Below are 19,681 nucleotides of genomic sequence, written 5' to 3' on the forward strand. Positions count from 1 at the left end.
ATATATAACCAAGATCCTTTCCAGCTCGAATTATTCAATGAATTCAACTACAATATACAGCTATTTAATTCAAGTGACGATCCAAAAATGTTAAGAAATAGATTTTTTAACGGCCTCACAGATGTCCGCGCATCTTTCGCACTCCGATCTTTAGTTGGCACTTTGGGCTGGCAAGACGTGAGGCAAAGGTACAGGCGATCGGCCGTTGGTCCGTTCTGGTTGACAATTAGCATGGCCATTATGATCGCCAGTATAGGAATAATCTTTGGGACGATTTTTAAGTCTCCCATTGCGGAATTTTTTCCATTCATCGCATTAGGCCTAATCCTGTGGGGCTTTATTTCGACGGTAATGATGGATGCTTGCGTAAGCTTTACCTCGGCAGAGGCGATCATTAAACAACTGGCGATCCCCCTCCCTGTGCACATTATGCGCATGCTATGGAGGAATATATTAATATTTGGACACAATCTGGTTATTTTTCCTATCGTATTACTGATTTTTCAGAAAAGTCTGGGATTTGAAGCTTTGTATGCGGTCCTTGGTTTTGGCCTACTCTTGATCAATCTATTTTGGATCAGTATGTTGCTGGGAATATTTTGCACACGGTACCGCGACATTCCACAGATAGTCAACAGCGTAATTCTTGTTCTTTTCTACCTAACACCGGTGATGTGGTTACCAAGCAGCTTTACGAACAAAACGCTCGCAGTATACTTATTTGGATTAAATCCCCTCTATCATTTTATTGAAATCATTCGATCACCGCTAATCGGCTCACCTACAGCCGAAATAAATTGGATTGTCTCTGGTGCATGTGCTGTTATAGGTTGGTTAGCTACTTTGCTAATCTATGGAAAATATAGAGCCCGTATTGCCTATTGGCTGTAACACTGAATAGAAATTAAAAAATTATGGCTAATATAGTATTTGACAACGTTACCACAGAATTCCCTATTTACAACGCGAGCGCGCGCTCTCTAAAAAAAAGATTGATTCAAATCGCCACGGGTGGACAAATCAATGCCGACTCAAAGGGTAGAGTAGCCGTTCGGTCGCTGGAAAATGTGTCGTTCGTTTTAAAAGATGGCGATAGAGTTGGCTTGCTAGGCCACAATGGAGCTGGAAAAAGTACATTATTACGTGTACTCGGTAAAGTTTATGTACCCTCCAGCGGCACAGCGCTGATTGAGGGAAAACTTGGTTCGCTCATTGATATTTCTTTCGGAACTGATCATGAAGCCACGGGTAGGGAGAACATCTATCTCCGGGGCGCGCTTCTTGGTCTTTCAAGAGCCGCAATCACCGCACAAATAGACGAAATTATCGAATTTTCAGAACTAGGTGATTTCGTCGATATGCCATTGCGCACTTACTCATCGGGCATGCACCTCAGGCTGGCATTTTCGGTATCAACGATCATCAGGCCAGAAATACTATTGATGGATGAATGGTTATCAGTGGGTGACGAAGGTTTCCGGATTAAAGCAGAAAAACGGCTTGCGAATTTAGTACAGTCTACAAACATTTTGGTGATTGCAAGCCATTCTAAAGAGCTGATCAGCAGAATCTGCAACCGAGTCCTTTGGTTAGAACATGGTCACATAAAAATCGACGGCCCAGTTGAAAAAGTATCCGATGCGTACTTCAATCAATTCTCAGAACCATCCCTGTGAACCAGCTACGTCTTTAACTTCAAAAATTATTCCACGCCATCTGGATATTCAATAGAGGTCTTTTTTTTGTTGCTACTGAATTTCAGCAGTAAAACGATACCAACACAAAGCAAAAAAGGGCCACATAAACTTATTGAAAAATAATATTTAAACTGTGAGGCAGGAGCTGCCAAAAAAATTAATGGCACTCTAACCACGAGTACGATGCAAGCAAGTGATACTGCTGGAATATACGGATAAAGCAGGATTAAACTTAATATTAGGCCGAGCCAAGGAATAAAATTCCAAAAAATCGCTGATCCGGACAAATCCAACGCGTTATATTTGGTCGACTTAATCAACAACCCGTTAAAGTAGTCAAATGTTCGAGGGAAAGGCCGGTACGAATTTAAATTCATGTTCACTATCCACCTAGGAGGAGCCCATCCAGATTGCCGGTCAATTCGAACTTTCTCATCGGAATACCTAAATCCAATCTGATTAAATCCAGATGCGGCTAAAAATGTTTCCATCCTACCTGCAAAATAAATCCCCAAATTCTCACCAAGGAGAGTGCCGACTGCAGACCCATACGCCTGCCTCTGCAGTTCAGTTGCCTCCTCTTTCATCACTCCTCCACTCCAAAATGCTGGGGTTTCAAAAGGAGTCTGCTCTCGAGTTATTTTCTCAACATCCAATACTTTACTTATCAAAGTAAGGCTGCCTTTGGTGTCTGTAAAGTTTTTGTTCATAAGAACATAACCAACGGGATTAATGGTGTTCACAACCAAATACGAAAAATCACTTCTATGGTCGCCATTAAGAGAGGGCAGAACGAAACCGAAAAGCGCGATAACAGTAGATGCAAATAGGCCGAAGATTAAAACCGTCAAGATTTTCCTAGACACAAAAATAATAACCAAAAATAGAGGCAGGAAAACTAACCAGCCATCACCTCGGATGACAACAATCAGCCCAGAAATGAATCCTGCTACGCAATATTGATTGATGCTAATTTTTCTAAATTTATGTAGGTTAATTATAAAGGCACAAACCCAGAGGATAAGAAGACTAAAAATAGTATCCCGTGAAAGAAGAAGCAGATTAAAAATTATCGCTGGTGAAAATATGACGAATAAACTAAATACACATACAGGCATCTTTTTAGGCGATAAGTTACTCAACGTCTGCGTGCAGTAAGTAAAAATGATCGCAGCCAGTATCAACTGAAAAAAAACCATTGCCGCAACATGGGGCACGAGTTGAAGAACCGTAAGATTTAAAAAAGGAATGAAATAACCAAACCAAAGATGCGTCGGATAAATAAAACAAAAATTGAGTGCAGCATTTGAATCTGTCATTAAAAATCCTGGCCAGGAAATTAACAGAAGTGCGCTAAGAAATAAAAGCCAAAATCCAAAAACAAGCTGACACCCACGCTCTAGTGTCCTTATCCAAAATGTCGTTGAGGTTAGAAAAAGGGACAAAAAGATTGCCCCTAATATCCTGACCATTAAAAGAATGCCCCAAGGCCAAGAATCATTAGTTTTCAGGTCCCACCAATCCCCTAAACAGTACACAGACAAAATAATTAAAAATAAAGCCAATGCGCCATAAACCCATCGCGAGCCTATTCCATTACCCCCCATTACATTACCGCTCATATGATTAAACACACTTTAAAAAAACCAATCGGCTATTCAGAAAATTGCACCATTAAAAAACATTTAAGTCAGACCGCACATACCTCCTTGAAATCGTTCTAACTTCCAAGAATCAACTCAATTCGCCATGTAGAAGCCGAAACTTGGACAGACTGTCATTGGGCCGGGAATCCGAACACTCCACTCGCGCGTGAGTATAAGGGTTCTATTGCCCTCATTGCGACTAATACCGGTATCAATCAGCAGTCAAATACTTACTTAGGCATTTTTTAGAAATCGAATAAAAAGTTTCATGAATAAGAAATTAGTAACCAAATTGAATGGCGTGACGACTAACTTCGCACAGATCACTGGCTGAGACATAAAAAGAAAGTGTGAACTAAAAAGCACTCGTATCCCAACCAGCTCGTTAATCAACTGGGAATATGACAATATTGAAACCAACTGATATATCCAATAAATAAACAAAAAATGGACGGGTGTAGCATCTATCTTGCCAAATACGGATCTCAACGAAGTGAACCACACGAAAGTCACTCCAACGTAGGACGAGATTATGTTTGCCCAGAAGCCAGGCACTCCCAAACATTTTACCAAAACCGTAAATGTAGTGAAGTCACAAAGCCACCCTAAACCTGACAACAATACAAAGCGATAAAACTGTCTGATTTGTTGCCCAATAACTGTATCATTGGTACTCAACACTTGTGAATCTCCACGTTAAGTAATCCAGCATCCAGCTGCTAATATATAAAGTTCCCATTATCACAGCCCTCCAAAATGGCGAAGCCTGGCGACAAGTTAAAGGAAAAAATGAAATGATCTCAACCTTACATTCCCCAATTTTCAATATTCACAGAATATTAAATTTCTAAACAGGCTGACGTATGCTGTGTCATCTACTTAAAAATTGGCGCAGAGATGCTCGAACACTATCGAACTCGCCTCGAGCTAACCTACCAAAAACTCGTACAGGCTTAGTCCACTTCCAAGACTTTGAGTTATAGATGACAGAAAGCTGACTATCACGATACACCGCGAGTGCTTCAAGAGCCAAGGCTTGATTTTTATATCCAGTAGCGATGAGATCGAAGGAATGCCGTTCCGCCTGTAACGAATCAAGTTGGATAGAAAGTTCCATCGTTCTATGCCTAGCTTCCGCTACGCTCAGCTCTGCTTGAACACAGAGTTTGCGACAGTCTTCCTCGAGCTTTAAAATTTGTCTAGCGTCTTCGGTCTTCAGCTCAGAAGCGTTAGCCAATTGTTCTTTGAACCAATTGATAGTTTCCCAAGGTCCAATAAATGCAGGATAAGATTGAGCAGAGACAGTAACCGCAGGCACTAGGTCTTTTACACCCCAAATACCCAGGTAACAAAGTACGTTCGTTTTATCTGGCGAAACGTTCCATTGACTCGGCAAAATTTGTGTAGTGCCACCGGCTTTTGCGTTCACGATACTCTGCCAATTTTGCATTGGACAGCTGATCAGTGAATCACCATCAGGAATAAATGCATAGCCTTGTACGTTGGCGCCAAGTAGCCATTGGTCGCCATTTCCCAGAACCATTTCTGCCAAACCCTTGAATTCTTCAAAGGTATATTTACGAAGATGGAAAGGATTAGCCTTATCCACCGGCATCGCAATATAGTCATTCGGGCAGCTGATAAAAATTCCTGCATTTGTCGCCGCTAGTGTACGCAACCCATGCAAAAACGTGACCGGGTCAGCTACATGCTCCACCGTTTCAAAGCTAACGATAATGTCAAAACTGGCGTGGTCCAAAAACTCCGGTGCCTTGCAGGCATCGCCAACCAGATAACGAACACCAGTGCGACCAAAATTTTTCTGCGCTGAGGTGATGGCACTCTCGGAAATATCTACGCCCACCACTTCCGCGGCACCCCACTCTTTCAAAAACCACGAGCCATACCCTTCCCCACAGGCGATATCCAGCACCCTTTTGCCTTTGACAAATGGTGCCAGAACTGCATATCTTGACAAATGTTCGGCCGCATACATCGCGTTAGGCGCATCAATGTCTTCGTCAAAATGCAATCGTTCTTCAGTCATGGTCTTTCCTTATCAATAAACAATTGGCGAACTATTTTTCGATGCGCACCTACATTGTGCCTGCTGTTGATCAGCTCTTTTGCAGTATTCGCTATCGCTCTGGTTCGATCCGGATCTGCATATAACCGCAAGATTGCATCGACATACGCCTTGACCAATTGGTCTTCATCGCCGTAATTCTTGACAAGGAATCCTGTCTCGCCATCTTGGATCGCTTCTGCTATCCCGCCTACATCTGGCGCAATAACTGGCAATTCGCAACTCATTGCTTCCAAAATAATATTGGGCAGACCATCAAACGCTGAAGTATAAAGCAGTGCATCATATTCATGTGGATTCACATCTTCAAACTGATTAAATGGACCTGAATACGACAGGCCATTTGCGTCAAACAGCCTTTCGTAACTGACGACATTTTCTATTGAACCAAACACGCAAATATGCAAGTCGGGTATTCTTTCACGGGCCGCAGCTATTATTTTAGGTAATAACTCTGGCCGTTTTTGCGGACATAAACGTGACGCCCAAAGTAATTTGCGACCCGAGAGGACTACTCTAAAAGCACTTGCTTCACTGGGAGTAACAGCAGCATAGATACATTGCCATTTATCAGAAAAAACACCAATCTTCTCAATGTCATGATCAACTATTTTTTGGTGATCTGTAATAACCAACGACAACTTTTCGATTTCATCTGAAAGGAAACCAAAACCTTGGCCCAGAGTCACTGGTACTTTGTTTAGCCAAATCACCTCATCACAAAAACGATAATAAATAGGCGACAGTGGGCGTATACAGGTAGAAAATCTACTAAGCCAACGTAATGCGAATGGACTACTTTTTAAATGCAATCGCCCAGACTGAACGCTTGTTGCCAACACAAGACGAAGCACCAGCTGATCACGCTCATCATCATCAAGTGCCGGAAATAAATTGACCACATCGATGAATACAGCACCAGCTGGGAGCCGATCAAGCCACTCATGCTGTGCAGCAAATTCACCCGATATAACCAAACATCTGAAATCCTCGGTCTCTGCTGCGAGAGAATGCAGGACGTCTAAAACGAATCGTTCGCCGCCCCCCGCATTGAGCCATGGCAATAACACAATGTCAGTAAAGGCGCCTTCCCCAACTACTGAACATGCAGTGACATAGTCATGTCCCCAATGTTGGTCAGGAAAGATATTTGACCAACTTCCACTATTTATTATCTTCCATAAATTGATACCGGGGTCTATTTGGATTGCTGCATAAACCATTTCCATGCAAGTGATGTCAGCCAAGAGCTGTTCTTTTGAGTTCCCTCGTCGCGCACTTTCCTTGCTATTCAGTGGTCCCGAATCGCCAAGTTTGTGCAACTTTTCTGCGGTGACAAGCCGTGTCAACTTTATTGGATCGAATAATGACGCATTAGGAATTTGGCGAGCCGAAACAGCGTTGGCCTCTTTTAATAAGCTACCTTTTCGTTGCCGATAGAAAAATACTGTTTTCGGCGCCACCAGAAAATTGAATCCCCGTGCTCTCAGCTCACAATTTAAATGCCAATCTTCAAAAGCAAATCCTTGAGTCAATCTCAAATCGTCAAATTGCAAATCAGCAAAAATGTCTCGGCGCAAGAATATTCTGGAAATATAGGGGTGGCCATAAACAAAATCAGCGGTCTCAACGACAGAGTCATTAAAATATTTCGCAACCCAATATGCGTCTCCAAATGCCACCAAGTATTCGGGGAACACAACAGAATTTGGATTAGTTTCTGCCATTTTGTGCATTGCGGAGATGCAGTTATAAGAAACCAAATCATCCGCGTCTGCCAACCAAACGTACACCCCTTTGGCTGCGGCAATGCCGGTATTACGGGCGGGACCAAGTGAACCATGGTCCGCTTCAACATAACGGACTGCTTCGAATCCTGAGAAGTTCGCCCCCTTTGCCATCGTACGCACCAAATCGTCTGAACGATCAAAAACGACAACTAATTCACTATGAATACCTTCGTATTTCGCAAAAGCAGCGGCCTCATTGAGCGACTTAATTGTCCTAAGTATGAAACTCGATTCGCGATGAATATTCAGTACGACAGAAATATCTAGTTCCATAGATTCAATCAGGTTCAGTTATTAAAAAAATTAAAGAGTAAATATCACTTAAGAATTCTGCAGTTACGAGAGCAGATGAAATAAAAATTTGGTTTGAGCTTGCTCAAATTTTGGACTTAAATTTTTTTAGCATGCAAAAAAAGAAATGCCGTGTGGGTTAATGATTAGGAAAACCTGCTGGCATTCAACAAAATTGGATAGTCTCGAACAAAAATCCAGGGCGCCACTTAGAGCTGCAGCGACCATTTAATTAATTAAATTTCATGATGAACACTTGACGACAATTTTAGTATGCCCAAATCCCAAACATACCCATAAAGAGCTGCTGGCAAAGTCGGATCATCCCATTTAATATAGTCAAAGTATGAGTTATATTCCCGCAGAAAATTTGTCTGCCCGATACTTGGTTCGCCACCAACAACTGCTACACATCGCCAACCCTCTTGTATGCTCTGCTTAAGCTGAGCCAAGTCAACAGGGAACTGCTCCGTTTCAAAGTATTTTATCTTTGAGGAATCATACGCAACTGATTTTTGCTTTAACCAACTTTCTGAGAACAACCTTCTTACAATATTAGTTTTTCTGAATTGCGCAACTGTGTCGCTAGCAGTAACTGAATGGCTGTGAACCCGATGACGATAAAGCGCCTGCGGCACATATTGCATTCGCCCATGCTCTGCAATTTTTAATGCCAGATCCCAGTCTTGTACTCCTGAAAATTTGGCGTTGCAACCGCCAACAGCTATATATTTCTCTTTTTTGATGATCTTGAGGTGTGATGCCACCATCCCATCCAACAAATCTGCTCTTATCTCTTGTTGGGATGTAAAGTGGATATTCTCATACCCGCCGTATGCTGCTACACGGACTGTCGCACCGCTCTCATCAATATCTTTACGATCTGTGAAAAAATAGTCCACCTCAGGATACGACTGAATTTGTTCATTAATGACTGAAAATGCGCCGGGTTCAAGTTCATCATCGCAATCAAGAAAGGCGATATATTTCCCTTTTGCTAGAGAAACCGCTTTGTTCTGGCAATTGCTGATACCCATATTCACTTCATTGACAATAATTGTTAGGCGATCCAATTTATTTTCCAACAAATTCATTAACTTGGTTACCTGCGGATCTATCGATGCGTCGTCAATGCAAATTACCTCAATCGAAATATTTCCCTGATTTGCGATTGATGCCAAACATTTTTCAAGGTAATCAAAATGGCCATAAATCGGCACCACTACTGAAATAACGGGCACAGCACTTCCTGTCAGGCACGAACTCAAACGACCAATGAGCGATTCGGAAATGACAAATGGCGCATCAATCAAAAGAGAAATGGAAGTTGCGACCATTGGCTCCGTATTGTCCTTAGGTACTTTTGATTCCGCCATCGTCTCTGGGCGCTGAAGGCTTGCAATTTCGCTCCGGTATTGTGGACTACTGCGGTAGCACTGTTCGAACCACGAAACCACAGATTCAAAAAAGAGGGGTGAGCGCCCGTCTAATTTCGAATTTATTTTTAATCCGGCCTCTAACCAAGACTTACCCATATTCATATATGAGCGCCGCATGCTGTGGCTATGCTGCCGATAAACAGCCATGTGGCAATTAAGATAGGCAAAACAAACCCCCTCCAGCGCAAGTCCCGTCCAAAACATCCAGTCCTCTTTTGCACGTGCTCCTGTGTCGAATAAATGCCCCTTAATCAGGCTGCGTCGAAATAACCCGCAATGAATTGGGATGGCAAATCCGCGCTCCCACGTAAATAAGAAATCATCCAAGGTCAGATCGAATTTAGCGATTGCTTCCTCAGATTTTGTGAATTCATTGCGATTTTCATCGCACAGGACAAAATTACAAACCGAGACGTCAATTTTCGGATTGCAGCGGAACTGATTGATTTGCCGGTCGATTTTTTCTGGCGTCAGAATATCGTCAGCATCTAGAAACTGGATGAACGCCCCCTTTGCCAATGCAACTCCAGTGTTTCGTGCGCCTGACAGTCCGGCATTTGTTTGTCTGTGCAGTACAATTAAGTCAGGTGCAAGGCTCTTAGCCTCACTCAGATATTGCCCGGTTTTTTTATCCGTGCTACCGTCATCCACTATGATTATTTCTAAACTTTCAGTACAGGCCGCCAAGACAGATTGAACGCATTCATATAAAAACCTCCCTTGATTGTAGCAAGGGATGACCACGGTAATGGTTGGGGAATCATTCGAAACGAGAGACATTCTTTGGCCAGGATCCGTTTCATTGTCATCGTTCAAATACCCTGACACTTCAGCCACAGTCGCGACAAACGAACGCCAGCCATGCCGCTGGTTGATGAGATTATAGAGTGCGCGCGCTCTTCTTCTGGCTTCATTAGTATCGGAGAAAATACTGTTGAGGGCGTCAGCATAGTCTTTATCTGAAGGATCTACAGACAACGGGTATCCGGTTTCATTGGTAATTAACTCGATGACCCCTCCAACCACGGGCGCTATGATCGGAATACCTAACGCTCCAACCTCGAGCAAAATATTGGGCATTCCTTCCCACTTTGAGGTAAACAGGAATGCGTCAAAATGGTGCTGCTCAACCCACTGAAACGGTGAAGAAAAGCCCCCTTCATAAAACAGATTGGGCAATGAAGGTAAACCAACGCCGTCGTTGAGTACGACGTGTCCAAAGACATGGAAGTCGGCCTGATCATAAACTTCAACTATCCGCAAAAATAGATCCACTCTTTTTTCTGCATCCAGCCTGCCGGCCCACAGAACTTTAGGCCGTATATTTTTAGGATGACTGTCGTCGAAATCTGGAACGAACATTATTTTCCCAGCATCCTCGGCATCAAGGAGGCGACATGGCTGATATACGGCCAGCATCCTGTTTCTTGTGGCCTCGTCGAATGCATATTCAAGAGTGGCATCCTGTATGAAACGATTGTTATCTGACAGCAGTGCTGTCAGATGGGGCATTCCTTTTTTGAGAAAGTAGGCCGCATAGCCAACTTTTTGTTTCCCATCCGCCGCGAACTGAAATGCAAAAATGCTCGCGTATATGTTCACAAGTTTTTTGAGTCGATCACCTTCTTCAAGTATCAAGTTCCAAGCAACTTCACTATTTATGTTATGAAAACTATGAGGTTTTAACGCCAGTAATAAATCACGAAGTAGGTTTTGTTTTCGAACATAACTGGTATGTGGCCGCAAATAATCATCAAAGGAAATCACCGTAACGCCGTCGGGGATCGCGACTTGGTCACTGACCAAGGACCGATCTGTTACCAAGAGCACGACCGATTGATGAGATTTGAGATCGCGAATAGCTTTGGCGAAGTTTATTGCAACGAGTTCGGCACCGCCAGTTGAAAGAAATGGCAACGCTAACCAGTTGCTGGCGGGTCCAAATTTCGTGGACTGCTCTGCGATGATCCTGATTATTTTAGAAAGCGCAAGCTCACATTCATAGTCCCGCTTTAGTGACGGCGTGTTCGCACCATCAATGACATATTTGCCTACCGCCTTGACTAATGCTGATGCATTTGCGGAACCTTGAAAAATTAAAAATAATGGTTGTAACTTCTGGCGAAGATACCATTTCGTACGTTGAGACAGTGGGAGACCATGATAGATCCTGCGCACAATTGCACGAAATTTTATGTGATTCATGTTTTGACATGACCCTAACTGACGTTATGATTAATAGTTTAAATTGATTAGTCAAAACCATTCGGATTTTGTTCCTGCCATCGCCAGTGATCGATACACATCGTTTCCATAGTTCGCTGCGCTTGCCAGCCCAGTAAATTAGCGGCAAGAGTTGGATCTGCGAAACACGAGGAAATATCACCCTCCCTGCGGCTCGCGAAATTCACGGGAACAGATTTACCACTCGCCGATTCAAATGCCTTAACAACTTCTAATACGCTGGTGCCATTTCCTGTACCCAAATTTAAAGTCAGACACTGAGGAAATTCAAGCCGCTCCAATGCTTTCAGGTGACCGGCCGCCAAGTCAACGACATGAATATAGTCTCGGACGCCGGTGCCGTCTGGTGTTGGGTAGTCATTACCCCAAACATTCAATTGATTCAGTTTGCCTGATGCGACCTGTGCAACAAATGGCATCAAATTATTAGGGATACCACGCGGATCCTCACCAATCAAGCCACTTTCATGAGCACCAACCGGATTGAAATAGCGCAATATTCCGATATTCCAGTCTGGTGAAACTTTGAAATGGTCGCGCAGGATTTCTTCGCAGATTAATTTTGACCGTCCATAAGGATTGGTGACTGACAGCGGATGATCTTCGGTCAGCGGTAAAAAAATAGGATCTCCATAGACTGTCGCGGATGAGCTGAAGACCAAGGTTTTTACACCGATATTTTTCATGGCCGCAATTAACCGTAAAGTACCCACAACGTTGTTATCATAGTATTCCAACGGTTTTTCAACCGACTCACCTACTGCTTTTAGTCCGGCAAAATGAATCACCGCAGTACATTCGTGCTTCTTCAAGGCTGCTTCAAGTTCAGCTTGATCTCTCACATCGGCATTAATCAGAATCGGTCTTTTACCCGTAATTTTTTCAATTCGGTTAATTGATTCAGGCTTGCTGTTTGAAAAATTATCAAATGCGACAACTCGATATCCGGCTTCCAGTAATGCCACACATGTGTGAGAGCCAATGTATCCAGCTCCCCCAGTGACTAAAATACTTTTCATAAAAAAACCTCTGCATCTTGCAATTTTTTAGCGGCCAAATCTTTGTTGGATATTGTTGGGGCCGATTCAATAGGCCATTCAATCGCCAAAGTCGGATCATTCCACGCTAAGCTACGTTCAAATTCTGGGGCCCAGTAATCCGTGGTTTTATATAGGAACTCTGCGGTTTCTGAGACCACCAAAAAACCATGTGCAAATCCTTCCGGCACCCAGAACATGCGCTTATTTTCGGCAGACAGTTCAACTGAAACATGCTGTCCGAATGTTGGCGAACTCATACGAAGATCAACCGCAACATCGAATACCGTGCCATGAACAACCCGGACTAATTTTCCCTGCGGTTTTTTGATCTGATAATGCAAACCGCGCAATACCCCTTTGACCGATCTGCTGTGGTTATCTTGAACGAACCCCACATCTGTACCAATTAATTCGTTAAATTTTTGCTGATTGAAGCTTTCAAAAAAAAAGCCTCGCTCATCACCAAATACTTCAGGCTGAATAATTTTCAATTCAGGTATCGACGTCGCTATTATTTCCATGGATACATCTTTTCGTCCAATAATCGCAGTAAATACTGGCCATATCCGTTCTTTGCCAACGGCATCGCTAATTTCATCAACTGCTCCCGACCTATAAATCCCTTACGAAAGGCAATCTCTTCTGGGCACGCGACCTTCAACCCCTGCCGGTGTTCAATGGTCTGAATAAAATTGCTCGCTTCCATCAGACTTTCATGGGTGCCGGTATCGAGCCATGCGTAGCCGCGGCCCATTATTTCTACGTTCAGCTTTTCCTGCTCCATGTAGAGCCGGTTGAGATCGGTGATTTCGAGTTCGCCGCGTGCCGACGGCTTCAGACTGGCGGCAAGCTCAGCCACAGTTGAGTCATAAAAATACAATCCGGTCACCGCATAATTACTTTTAGGCTGCTCTGGCTTTTCTTCCATGCTGGTCGCCCTGCCCTTTTCATCAAATACCACAACACCATAACGTTCAGGATCTTTGACATGGTAGGCAAATACTGTCGCGCCGCTTTCACGGCTCATAGCGGTGGTCAGCTGCGACTCAAGATTATGACCATAAAAAATATTATCGCCAAGTACTAAAGCAGTCGGCGCATCTCCGATAAAATCCTTACCAATAATAAACGCCTGCGCCAGGCCATCTGGACTGGGCTGCACCGCATATTCAAAATTCAGTCCCCACTCCTTACCATCGCCAAGCAACTGCTCAAAGCGTGGCGTATCCTGAGGCGTCGAAATAATTAAAATATCCCGAATCCCGGCCAGCATCAAGGTGCTCAGCGGATAGTAGATCATCGGCTTGTCGTACACCGGCAGCAGCTGCTTTGATACGGCCTGGGTTACCGGATAAAGACGGGTGCCGGAGCCGCCCGCCAAAATTATTCCCTTGCGAGGCTTCATTATTTTTTCTCGCTCAGTTCAGTCAACATTCTTGTTATCCCATGCTGCCAGTCAGGCAGTACCAGCCCAAAGGTCTGTTGTAATTTCTCAGTATTTAGTCGCGAATTAAATGGGCGTGGTGCCGGCAGGGGATAAGCGCTGGCCGGTATTGGTTTGATTGCCTCAGGGGCCACCTTGATCGGCATGCCGGAGGCGCGCGCCGTTTCAATGACAAACCGGGCATAGTCGTACCAGCTGGTTACATTGCCCGCAGCCAGATGATAAAGGCCGCTGACTTGCGGATGCAACAGGGCATGTCGAAGGCTATGCGCGGTCAGGTCAGCAATTAGCTCGGCACCGGTAGGCGCGCCAAACTGGTCGTTGATTACATTTAATTGTTCACGCTCAGAAGCCAGCCGCAACATGGTCTTGGCAAAATTTGCTCCACGGGCGGCATAGACCCAGCTGGTTCTGAAGATCAGATGCTGACATCCGGCAGCGGCCACCGCCTGTTCACCTTCGAGCTTGGTTTTTCCGTAGACGCTTAGTGCGCCGGTGGCATCGCTTTCCTGCCAAAAGTGTTCGCCACTGCCATCAAAGACATAGTCGGTGGAGTAATGAATCAGCCAGGCACCAAGTTTTTTTGCTTCCGCTGCCAGCACACCTGGTGCCAGCGCATTGACGATACGTGCCTGCTCGACGTCAGTTTCGGCCTTGTCGACGGCGGTGTAGGCTGCGGCATTGACGATCATATCCGGGGCGAGCTTGCGCACGGTTTGCGCCAGTCCTTCCAGATTGGCCAGATCGCCGCAATAGTCGCTCGAGGCCGAACTTAGCGCGATCACTTCACCCAACGGTGCCAGGCTGCGTTGCAGCTCCCAGCCCAGCTGGCCGTTTTTACCTAGCAGGAGTATCTTCAAACGGCACGCTCACTGTAATTTTTGTCGAGCCAGGTCCGGTAGGCGCCTGACTGCACATTGGCGACCCAGTCCTGGTGCTCAAGATACCAGGCCACGGTTTTGCGGATACCGGTGTCAAACGTTTCGGCCGGCTTCCAGCCCAGTTCGCGCTCGATCTTGCTCGCGTCGATGGCGTAGCGCCGGTCGTGGCCGGGGCGGTCGGTTACCGATACAATTTGTTTGCGGTAGCTGGTGCTGTCGCTGCGCGGACGGGCTTCGTCGAGCAGATCACAGACGATATGGACAATGTCAAGATTCGGTTTTTCGTTCCAGCCGCCTACGTTGTAGACCTCGCCAACCTGGCCTGCTGCCAGTACCCGGCGTATGGCGCTGCAGTGATCTTTTACATATAGCCAGTCGCGAATCTGCTGGCCGTCACCATAGACTGGCAATGGTTTGCCGGCCAGCGCATTGACAATCATCAGGGGGATCAGCTTTTCCGGGAAATGGTAGGGGCCGTAGTTGTTGGAACAGTTGGTGGTCAGTACCGGCAGGCCGTAGGTGTGGTGGTAGGAGCGCACCAAGTGATCGCTGGCGGCTTTGCTGGCAGAGTATGGGCTGTTCGGTTCGTAGCGATGCTGTTCGGTAAAGGCGGGCGCGTCTTTGGTCAGTGAGCCGTAGACTTCGTCGGTGGACACGTGCAGAAAGCGGAAATGCTGTTTTGCTTCGTCGGCCAGCTGGTTCCAGTAGGCGCGCACCGCTTCGAGCAGGTGGAAGGTGCCAACGATATTGGTTTGAACAAAATCTTCGGGGCCGTGGATGGAGCGGTCAACATGGCTCTCGGCGGCAAAGTTGAGCACGGCGCGTGGCTGGTGCCGTGCTAACAGGGCGTCTAGCAGAGCACGGTCGCCAATATCGCCCTGCACAAAAATATGGCGGGGGTTGCCTTGCAAAGAATTCAGATTCTCCAGATTGCCGGCATAGGTCAGCTTATCGAGATTGATGACGGGTTCATCCGACTGGGCCAGCCAGTCCAGCACAAAATTTGAACCGATAAAACCGGCTCCACCTGTTACTAGTATCATTTTTTTTACCTGCGATTAATGCGCTTCTTATTTTTTTTAAGCCTCAAGAAAACTGGCCTGCACCGCTCATGGGCAGTGGCTACCTGATACAACCTTTGCATTTTAAAATCTTGTTATTGTATTACACTGCAACTACTTTGCTGCTCAATTTGAGCAAATTGCATCAATGTTGGGCGCTCTGGTGGTGCGCTGGCTTTCCGTGGATAATTTGGAATTGTTCGGCGCCACAGTATACAGGGTGCGAGTCGTTCGCAGGTTAAATGGGGGACTTTATTTGTTGAAACAGTTGGTAACGCGACATATTGGGGCAGTTGCGCACCAGGCAGGATTGGGCTTGGGGTGGTTGACATCGGCCTGGGGGTTGTGAAATCGATATGGTGTACGTAATACGTGGGGCGTATTCGCCGAAAAATTTAAATATTACTGAATCAGGATGCTGCGGGTATGAACCCGAATTTTGTCAGCGCCCTGATCCAGCGCGTGGGCATTACGTTGTACTGAGGGAGTACCCGGACATAATGTACGGGTATCCCTTCAGTACAAGTGTTTCATAATCAGTGGCCGAATTCGCGCTCTTTGTCGGCGGGTAGGTAACTGACCAGGTTCTGCCGTTCCCGCGAAATTAAACGTAATTCGCGCATCTATGCTGGCGGGCCAAATGATCCGCGCAGTAACCCGACACGTCCCAGTGTGGCAAGCCATTCTGCATCGCCGACGTCCGTCTTACGCCCTGGTACGTGCTTAAAACGGCGAGCATTGACCGCCACCAAGGCCCGAATACCGACAGCCTCCAGCGCTGCATAGAGACTTTTCCAGTAGATGGCGGTGCTTTCCATGACGACTTGATCGGGGCGCAATGCTGCAGCCCATTTAGCCAGCTCACGTCGATCTCGTTTGAACGCACCAAACTGCCGCTGTTCAATGCGACTTGTGCCATCTGCCTCTTCGATGAGTGCACACGCCGTGATCTGTGCCTGATGGATATCGAGCCCGATGACGCGCTTATATAGAGTAGCAAGTTCCATATTTCCTCCATTCGAGTTAAAATTTTGAACGGAAGTTGACGGGTGCCAGAACTGGAATTGCCTGGAGGCGAAATCGCCAACGGCCTGATTAACGTGCGCTCTCTAACGAGGCAATCCGGGGTACGAGTCAGTTATGCGAGCCACGTTAGCGTCGGGGTGTTACCACCACAATACGTTGCGACTTCTTTCCGTCATCTTCCACCCCATATTTTAGTTCTTTCATCGTCAGGGGTGGCGATAATCGCCATGACCGTTAGCGTAATACGCCGCTGGTGGTTACGGTGAGCGGACTCTAACCAGATTGTTTGTTGTTTTACGGGTGGCGGCGGATTACGCTAACGCTAATCCGCCCTACTTGCTACTTGCGTCCAAGGTCGCGCCGGTCGATAAACTGAGGCTGCTGCTGGTGGCATTGTTTGCTGTGGTCTTTTTGAACGAGCGACCGAGTCTGCGAGAATATTGCGGTATGGCGCTGGTGGGATTGGGTGTGCTTGTTCTGGGCTTCAAAAAGTAACAGCCCGGCTGTTTTGGAGGCAGCCGGGGTTTTTTATCAGTTTGCTGCGGCAATTACTTGCCGATTGCCTGACTATTTTGATTCAACTGCTGATTCAGTGCGCGCTGGTCGGTCTTGGTGATATGGCCTTTATCCTGCGAGGCCATGGCTTTTTCTTCACCGCGGATAGTCTTGTCATTGGCGCGCAGGGTTTTGGCCTGGGTTTTGCTGATTTCGCCTTCCTTGACTTCCTTGGTGATGCGCTTGTTCTGGTTTTGCACCCGGTCGTTGACTTCGGTGCGACGTGGGTGGTCTTTCTGCCACTGGGTTTCCTGGGCCGATGCTGGTGCCGAGAAGAGTGCGCCGAGTGTGGCGAAAGCGGCTAATGTCATCGTGATGCGTGTGGTGGTGTTCATGTTGGTTTCCTTTGTTGGCAGATGATCAGAATGTTGTTTTAAGTATGCCGCTTCGTTCAGCATGATCCCTTAACGGCGGGGTGAAATGGTGGGCTGACAGGCATTACAAATTGTTGCAACTAAAAGAACTGGTCGCTGTTGTAGGGCGTATTAGCCTTGGCGTAATACGCCGTCACCGGTGGAACAACAAACAAGCTGCATGGAGTCCGGGTGGCGCAACCACCTGCGGCGTATTACGCTATTCGCTAATACGCCCTACGCGGTGGCTGTTTGGCGGATGCGTGTTTGTGTAGGGCGTATTAGCCTTGGCGTAATACGCCGTCACCGGTGGAACAACACACAAGCTGCATGGAGTCCGGGTGGCGCAACTACCTGCGGCGTATTACGCTATTCGCTAATACGCCCTACGCGGTGGCTGTTTGGCGGATGCGTGTTTGTGTAGGGCGTATTAGCCTTGGCGTAATACGCCGTCACCGGCAATACAACAAACAATCTGTATAGAGATCGAGTCGGTGCAACCACCGCTGGTGTATTACGTCGTTACTGGTCGCACACTACGTAATTTGTGTAGAGATCGGTTTGCTTAACCACCTGCGGCGTATTACGCTTAGGCTAATACGCCCTACTTTTTCGGTTCGGTGGTCAGGTGAAGAAATAGCCCCTTTTGCGAGGGGCTATTTTTGAAACGGACGTTCGATGGCAGGGCATTATTGGCACGGTATGACGATCAACCGATGGCGGCTTGTCACCTTAAAATTAATGCGTTGTTCTCGCTTTAGCCACCGAAACAGATCCAATTTCAGCACTCACCAGCGACTATTATTGTAAACGCACACCACGGGTATGTTAGTTCCATCAGCATAAGGCAGGGATTCCCATATGAAATACGCATCATGGAAGCCATTTCCATCTGGACTTGAGGACCACAGCCGATCGCTCCAAGAATACCCCCATCCGGCACCGGCAGTCGCATTGGAACCTGTAAATGACGTCAATTGTGATCGGCGACCCGAAAGTGCCTAGCTTCCGGCAACTTGAAAGTGCCTAATAGTTGCCACATCCACCATTATTTTATTCTGTATTTTCTTCCTGATTTTTCACTCCAAACTGTCTTTTCTTCGCACTTAGTCTTGTTCTGCCTTCGATTTATTGGTTTTTAACCATTTTATGCGGCGCATCATAGGGTCATGGAGGATTCCTCATGAGACCCACAAAACGTCGCCTCTGCCGGTGCTGTAAGCATTCGTTCGATGCCGACCACCGCAACACCCGCCACCAACAATATTGCAATGCACCCGCGTGCCGAAAAGCATCAAAAGCGGCGAGTCAACGCGCATGGACCAATAAGCCAGAGAACCGAGATTATTTCAGCGGACCTGAAGCGGTGGACCGGGTATGTTCTTGGCAAAAGGATCACCCTGAATACCGTGAGCAGCAAAAAGTTAAACGGGCCACTGCGTTACAAGATCACTGCCATGCGCAACCTATTGATATCAAACAGAAAAATGAGGCCGATAAAAATCCAGCAAAGATGGCTGAACCTGCGTTACAAGATGTCATCGGCCCGCAATCGCTGGTGTTTATTGGCTTTCTGGCCCATTTCTTCAATTTAACGTTACAAGATGACATAGCGTCCACCACTCGGAAACTGCAACAATTAGGCGCCGATATTACCACAGAGGATTGCCAGATGACGTCATCAAAACAGTTGATTTGTTCACAGCGCCGGCGCGAGGTGCCAGTACAGTTCAGTTGGATCGATCAGCGCCTGGTGCGTGAGCACTACCTCGATCAATTGGATGCCTATGCGATGGCGCTCTATCTGTTCCTGGTCACGGTGGCCGATGCTCAGGGACTAAGCTGGTATGGGGATGGAGCAATCGCACGGATTTTATCAATGGATACTGAGCGTTTGCACCGCAGCCGCACAGGCTTGATTCAGGCACAGCTACTGGCATACGTCCCACCGGTCTACCAGATCCTTGCGTTAGACAAGCCGCTCCCACCTAAAGCCGCACCACACCCCACGATGGTGCCAGCACCGACATCCACGCTGACAACCACTGACATATCGGCGAGTACGACAGTGCAAGCGCATCTGAAGGCACTTCATGATGCACTCGGTAAGCGCCCATGATTACCTATG

14 protein-coding genes and 2 pseudogenes are annotated in these 19,681 nt (G+C 46.4%); 4 read left to right on the plus strand and 12 right to left on the minus strand.

Annotation, left to right across the window (positions count from 1 at the left end):
* Positions 1–87 precede the first annotated feature (87 nt).
* Complete coding sequence (locus RGU75_RS02190) at positions 88–891, plus strand: ABC transporter permease (protein WP_322232612.1); 804 nt, start codon at positions 88–90, stop codon at positions 889–891.
* Between the two features lie 23 nt (positions 892–914).
* Positions 915–1,676, plus strand: coding sequence for an ABC transporter ATP-binding protein (locus RGU75_RS02195; protein ID WP_322232613.1), 762 nt, complete (start codon positions 915–917; stop codon positions 1,674–1,676).
* 26 nt (positions 1,677–1,702) lie between these two features.
* Here RGU75_RS02195 and RGU75_RS02200 read toward each other — a convergent pair whose 3' ends face one another.
* The 11 genes and pseudogenes from RGU75_RS02200 to RGU75_RS02245 form a co-directional block, all read right to left on the minus strand.
* On the minus strand, positions 1,703–3,319 hold the full coding sequence (locus tag RGU75_RS02200; protein WP_322232614.1) for a hypothetical protein: 1,617 nt from the start codon (positions 3,317–3,319) through the stop codon (positions 1,703–1,705).
* 258 nt (positions 3,320–3,577) lie between these two features.
* Positions 3,578–4,024, minus strand: coding sequence for a GtrA family protein (locus RGU75_RS23915; RefSeq protein WP_416186774.1), 447 nt, complete (start codon positions 4,022–4,024; stop codon positions 3,578–3,580).
* A gap of 190 nt (positions 4,025–4,214) precedes the next feature.
* The gene (locus tag RGU75_RS02205; protein WP_322232615.1) at positions 4,215–5,390 is read right to left on the minus strand and encodes a class I SAM-dependent methyltransferase; all 1,176 of its coding nucleotides are present in this window, start codon (positions 5,388–5,390) and stop codon (positions 4,215–4,217) included.
* Positions 5,387–7,492, minus strand: a complete 2,106-nt coding sequence (locus RGU75_RS02210; RefSeq protein ID WP_322232616.1) for a glycosyltransferase — start codon at positions 7,490–7,492, stop codon at positions 5,387–5,389. The genes RGU75_RS02205 and RGU75_RS02210 overlap by 4 nt, the downstream gene beginning before the upstream one ends.
* Before the next feature lie 254 nt (positions 7,493–7,746).
* On the minus strand, positions 7,747–11,154 hold the full coding sequence (locus RGU75_RS02215) for a glycosyltransferase (RefSeq protein ID WP_322232617.1): 3,408 nt from the start codon (positions 11,152–11,154) through the stop codon (positions 7,747–7,749).
* A 47-nt stretch (positions 11,155–11,201) separates the two neighbouring features.
* Entirely contained in the window at positions 11,202–12,212 is a 1,011-nt protein-coding gene (galE, locus tag RGU75_RS02220; protein WP_322232618.1) for a UDP-glucose 4-epimerase GalE, read from the minus strand.
* On the minus strand, positions 12,209–12,754 hold the full coding sequence (gene rfbC, locus RGU75_RS02225) for a dTDP-4-dehydrorhamnose 3,5-epimerase (RefSeq protein WP_322232619.1): 546 nt from the start codon (positions 12,752–12,754) through the stop codon (positions 12,209–12,211). The genes galE and rfbC overlap by 4 nt, the downstream gene beginning before the upstream one ends.
* Entirely contained in the window at positions 12,745–13,638 is an 894-nt protein-coding gene (gene rfbA / locus RGU75_RS02230) for a glucose-1-phosphate thymidylyltransferase RfbA (protein WP_322232620.1), read from the minus strand. The genes rfbC and rfbA overlap by 10 nt, the downstream gene beginning before the upstream one ends.
* The gene (gene rfbD / locus RGU75_RS02235) at positions 13,638–14,537 is read right to left on the minus strand and encodes a dTDP-4-dehydrorhamnose reductase (RefSeq protein WP_322232621.1); all 900 of its coding nucleotides are present in this window, start codon (positions 14,535–14,537) and stop codon (positions 13,638–13,640) included. Before rfbD ends, rfbA begins: the two co-directional genes overlap by 1 nt.
* On the minus strand, positions 14,534–15,601 hold the full coding sequence (gene rfbB / locus RGU75_RS02240) for a dTDP-glucose 4,6-dehydratase (protein WP_322232622.1): 1,068 nt from the start codon (positions 15,599–15,601) through the stop codon (positions 14,534–14,536). The genes rfbD and rfbB overlap by 4 nt, the downstream gene beginning before the upstream one ends.
* Positions 15,602–16,170: 569 nt before the next feature.
* Positions 16,171–16,626: pseudogene (locus RGU75_RS02245) on the minus strand (IS110 family transposase); the annotation flags it as partial.
* 364 nt (positions 16,627–16,990) lie between these two features.
* Between RGU75_RS02245 and RGU75_RS02250 the strand changes: the two are divergent.
* Positions 16,991–17,140, plus strand: a pseudogene (locus RGU75_RS02250) (EamA family transporter); the annotation flags it as partial.
* Between the two features lie 53 nt (positions 17,141–17,193).
* Here the strand turns inward: RGU75_RS02250 and RGU75_RS02255 are convergent.
* The gene (locus RGU75_RS02255; RefSeq protein WP_416186775.1) at positions 17,194–17,535 is read right to left on the minus strand and encodes a hypothetical protein; all 342 of its coding nucleotides are present in this window, start codon (positions 17,533–17,535) and stop codon (positions 17,194–17,196) included.
* Between the two features lie 1,201 nt (positions 17,536–18,736).
* Between RGU75_RS02255 and RGU75_RS02260 the strand changes: the two genes are divergently transcribed.
* Positions 18,737–19,672, plus strand: a complete 936-nt coding sequence (locus tag RGU75_RS02260) for a hypothetical protein (protein ID WP_322232606.1) — start codon at positions 18,737–18,739, stop codon at positions 19,670–19,672.
* Positions 19,673–19,681 lie beyond the last annotated feature (9 nt).

The sequence above is a fragment of the Glaciimonas sp. CA11.2 genome, from assembly GCF_034314045.1.
In the GTDB taxonomy this organism is placed as follows: domain Bacteria; phylum Pseudomonadota; class Gammaproteobacteria; order Burkholderiales; family Burkholderiaceae_D; genus Glaciimonas.

Bases quoted from the DNA above. Each gene is read 5' to 3' on its own strand.
- RGU75_RS02190 (WP_322232612.1), top strand. From the start codon at position 88: ATGTTAAGAAATAGATTTTTTAACGGCCTCACAGATGTCCGCGCATCT.
- RGU75_RS02195 (WP_322232613.1), top strand. From the start codon at position 915: ATGGCTAATATAGTATTTGACAACGTTACCACAGAATTCCCTATTTAC.
- RGU75_RS02200 (WP_322232614.1), bottom strand. From the start codon at position 3,319: ATGAGCGGTAATGTAATGGGGGGTAATGGAATAGGCTCGCGATGGGTT.
- RGU75_RS02205 (WP_322232615.1), bottom strand. From the start codon at position 5,390: ATGACTGAAGAACGATTGCATTTTGACGAAGACATTGATGCGCCTAAC.
- RGU75_RS02210 (WP_322232616.1), bottom strand. From the start codon at position 7,492: ATGGAACTAGATATTTCTGTCGTACTGAATATTCATCGCGAATCGAGT.
- RGU75_RS02215 (WP_322232617.1), bottom strand. From the start codon at position 11,154: ATGAATCACATAAAATTTCGTGCAATTGTGCGCAGGATCTATCATGGT.
- galE (WP_322232618.1), bottom strand. From the start codon at position 12,212: ATGAAAAGTATTTTAGTCACTGGGGGAGCTGGATACATTGGCTCTCAC.
- rfbC (WP_322232619.1), bottom strand. From the start codon at position 12,754: ATGGAAATAATAGCGACGTCGATACCTGAATTGAAAATTATTCAGCCT.
- rfbA (WP_322232620.1), bottom strand. From the start codon at position 13,638: ATGAAGCCTCGCAAGGGAATAATTTTGGCGGGCGGCTCCGGCACCCGT.
- rfbB (WP_322232622.1), bottom strand. From the start codon at position 15,601: ATGATACTAGTAACAGGTGGAGCCGGTTTTATCGGTTCAAATTTTGTG.
- RGU75_RS02255 (WP_416186775.1), bottom strand. From the start codon at position 17,535: ATGAACACCACCACACGCATCACGATGACATTAGCCGCTTTCGCCACA.
- RGU75_RS02260 (WP_322232606.1), top strand. From the start codon at position 18,737: ATGAGACCCACAAAACGTCGCCTCTGCCGGTGCTGTAAGCATTCGTTC.